The organism is Hydrocarboniphaga sp. (assembly GCF_028291725.1).
Lineage (GTDB): Bacteria > Pseudomonadota > Gammaproteobacteria > Nevskiales > Nevskiaceae > Hydrocarboniphaga.
This window is the reverse complement of the sequence record NZ_JAQGNT010000114.1, coordinates 1-2,532: the sequence shown is the minus strand read 5'-3', so window position 1 is coordinate 2,532 and position 2,532 is coordinate 1. Positions and strand designations below refer to the sequence as shown.

Below are 2,532 nucleotides of genomic sequence, written 5' to 3'. Positions count from 1 at the left end.
TGCGGGGGAAGGCCGGGATGGGGGCGCGGGCGCGGAAGAAAGCTCGGTTCTGCCATCACGCCCCCTCCCCAACCCTCCCCCGCACGCGGGGGAGGGAGCCCAATCTCTGTTTCCAAACTTATGAGTCGTCGCACTAGCCGCAATCGCGGAGTCTGCACCCGGCTGGTTACCTGGCTCATAACGCTAATCCGCCTGCGGCGGTGTCGACGGGTCCGCATCGAGCGAGCGCCGCGATTGCGTTGGCATGAACGCAAGCGCCGGCCGCGACGCATAGCGGCGGGCCAGCAGCGTGCACACGAACAACTGCAGCTGGTGATAAATCATCAGCGGCAGCACGATCATGCCCAGCGGCGTGTTGCCGAGCAGCAGCTTGGCCATCGGCACGCCGACCGCGAGGCTCTTCTTCGAGCCGCAGAACACGCCGGCGATCTCGTCCTCGACCTTGAAGCCGGCACGGCGCGCGAAGAAGCGAGTGATGGCGAGCACCGTTGCCAGCAGCGCAGCGGTCAACACGAAGGTCTGCGCCAGAGTCTGCCAGCCATACTGCGACCAGATGCCGGCCGCGGCGGAATCCGAAAAGGCGTTGTAGACGATCAGCAGGATCACCACGCGATCCGACAGCGTCACCCGCCCCTTGTTGCGCGATATCCAGCCGGCGATCCAGCGGCGCGTGAGCTGCCCGAGCACCAGCGGCAGGAACAGCTGCCCGGCGATCTTCGCGAACTGGTCGAGCAGCGATCCGCCGTGGCCGCCGGAATGCCCAGCAGAGTGGAGGTACAGATTCACCAGCAGCGGCGTCAGTACCATGCCGAGCAGGCTCGACAGCGTCGCATTGAAGATCGCGCCGGCGACATTGCCGCGTGCCAGCTGGGTCATCGCAATCGAGGTCGAGATCGTCGACGGCAGCGCGCACAGGAAGAAGAAACCCGACAGCAGGTCGCGCGGAAAGAAATCCTCGCTGGCCACTACGAACGCCATGCCGATCAGCGGGAACAGCGCGAACGTCGACAGCTGCACCAGCAGATGCAGGCGCCAGTTGGTGACGCCGTCCTTCAGACTGGCGAACGACAAACCGGCACCGGCGAAGAAGAACACCAGGCTGACGCCGAGTTCGGTGACCAGGTCCAGATGCAGGGGTCCGCCGCTGGCGCCCAGCGTGGGCCACAGTGAGGCGAGCGCCACCGACGCGATCATCGCGGCGAGAAAACGGTCGAAAGGAATGCGCTTGTACCAATTCATCATGTCGCCGGATGCGCCGGCAGTTGGCCGACGGTACGCCCGTCTCAGGCACTCGGGCGGCCGAGGCGCGCCAGCAGCGGCGCGATCACCGCCTGCGGAACCAGCTTCTCGACCGGCGCGCCGAGCGCGGCGAGCTCGCGCACCAGGCTCGAGGACAGATGCGCGTACTCCGGCGACGGCGCCAGCATTACGGTGTCGAGGATCGGATACAGGTCGCGGTTCATCACGGCCATCTGCTTCTCGTAGTCGACATCACCTACGGTACGCACACCGCGTACCAGCACGTTGACCCGGTTTTCGCGGGCGAAATCGACGACCAGGCCCGAGAAGCCCTTGACCTCGACATTGCCCAGATCGGCGGTCACCTGGCGGATCAGGTCGACACGTTCCTCCAGCGAGAAGCGCGGGTTCTTGGCGACATTCGAGCCCACCGCGACAATCAGCCGCGGAAACATCCGCGCCGCGCGATGGATGATGTCGTTATGGCCCAGCGTCACCGGGTCGAAGGTGCCGCTGTAGGCCGCGACGATGTTCGGCGCTTTGCTCACCGGTGCCGGCTCCGCAGGGTTGAATGAGGTACCGAGTTTACCCGACCGGGCTCGTCGTTCGGGCGTGATCCCCATTCAGTCGTGGGATCAGTCCTGGGATTGGTAAGTCGCGAGGCAGAAGCTGACCAGCCCGGCCTGCTTCTCGCGCAGCAGCGACCATCCCGGCGCCAGCACCGGGACGCCGGTTTTCGGCCATTCCAGGTAGACCCGGTTATGCGGCTTGAGCACCCGCGGGAGTAGCGCCAGCGCGCGTTCCAGCAGCGGGCTGTCGTAGGGCGGATCGAGCGTGACGATGTCGTAGCGCTGCGGCGTGTTCGACAGGAACCTCAGCGCGTCCTGGCTCAGCACCTCGGCGTTGTCGGCGCCGAGTTTCTGCAGCGCGGCGCGGATCGCACGCGCCTGCTCGGCGCCGGTTTCGACGAAGGTGGCGGACGCCGCGCCGCGCGACAGCGCTTCCAGGCCCAGCGCGCCGCTGCCGGAAAACAGATCGAGCACGGCCGCGCCGGCAATCTGCGGCGCGAGCCAGTCGAACAACGTCTGGCGCACGCGATCGGGCGTCGGGCGAACGCCGTCGGCGGCATCGAAGTCGACCAGTCGGCTGCGCCATTGGCCGCCGATGATGCGCAGTTGTCCGAGGGGGCGTTTCATGTCTGGGTTTTATCCGGTGTGCGCTCGGCATTCAACAGCGTCGGGCTGAAGCCCGACCCACTCGCACATCATTTGTTGGTCGGGCTTCAGCCCGACG

3 protein-coding genes are annotated in these 2,532 nt (G+C 66.3%); all 3 read right to left on the bottom strand.

Going from position 1 to position 2,532, the window contains the following annotated elements:
* Positions 1–183: 183 nt before the first annotated feature.
* Complete coding sequence (locus JWQ90_RS28470) at positions 184–1,242, bottom strand: bile acid:sodium symporter family protein (RefSeq protein WP_366919626.1); 1,059 nt, start codon at positions 1,240–1,242, stop codon at positions 184–186.
* A 41-nt stretch (positions 1,243–1,283) separates the two neighbouring features.
* Positions 1,284–1,787 (bottom strand): pantetheine-phosphate adenylyltransferase, encoded by a 504-nt coding sequence (coaD, locus tag JWQ90_RS28465; protein ID WP_299698477.1) that lies wholly within the window; start codon positions 1,785–1,787, stop codon positions 1,284–1,286.
* An 87-nt stretch (positions 1,788–1,874) separates the two neighbouring features.
* On the bottom strand, positions 1,875–2,435 hold the full coding sequence (gene rsmD / locus JWQ90_RS28460; RefSeq protein ID WP_299698476.1) for a 16S rRNA (guanine(966)-N(2))-methyltransferase RsmD: 561 nt from the start codon (positions 2,433–2,435) through the stop codon (positions 1,875–1,877).
* Positions 2,436–2,532 lie beyond the last annotated feature (97 nt).

Coding starts and splice junctions, on each gene's coding strand:
- JWQ90_RS28470 (WP_366919626.1), bottom strand. CDS start 1,242: ATGATGAATTGGTACAAGCGCATTCCTTTCGACCGTTTTCTCGCCGCG.
- rsmD (WP_299698476.1), bottom strand. CDS start 2,435: ATGAAACGCCCCCTCGGACAACTGCGCATCATCGGCGGCCAATGGCGC.